The sequence below is a fragment of the Soonwooa sp. T0.1_25 genome (assembly GCF_057652215.1).
Genome location: NZ_JBYFBZ010000073.1, coordinates 1 through 346, shown reverse-complemented (window position 1 = coordinate 346; position 346 = coordinate 1). Strand labels below are relative to the sequence as shown.

1 pseudogene is annotated in these 346 nt (G+C 45.4%); it reads right to left on the bottom strand.

The window, feature by feature from the left end:
• Positions 1 to 346 (bottom strand): annotated as a pseudogene (locus AC23MB_RS14400) (transposase); the annotation flags it as partial.

The window sequence follows — 346 nt, the reverse complement described above, 5'->3', positions numbered from 1 at the left end:
GGAATCCTTCGGACGGAGCTCATGGATCTCCATGACAATCTCCCGTTTCCGACAAGGCTTTAGAGCTTTTTTTATTCCGAAATAATTAATGCTTTCTAAATGACTTCATGATTTAGCTTCGCTAAGTTCGATAATGTATTTTGCAACGTCGAGTTCCATCGCGAGGTTTGCGTACATCCGCTTGAGCCGGGCATTTTCTTCTTCCAGCTCTTTCACCCGTTTGAGTTCACTGGCTTCAATGCCATTGTACTTTTGGTACCACTTATATCAAAGTTGCTGTGCTGATGCCATTTTCCCTTGCCAATTCCTCGGCACTGCGGCCGCCGGCAAACTCCTTTAAAACACC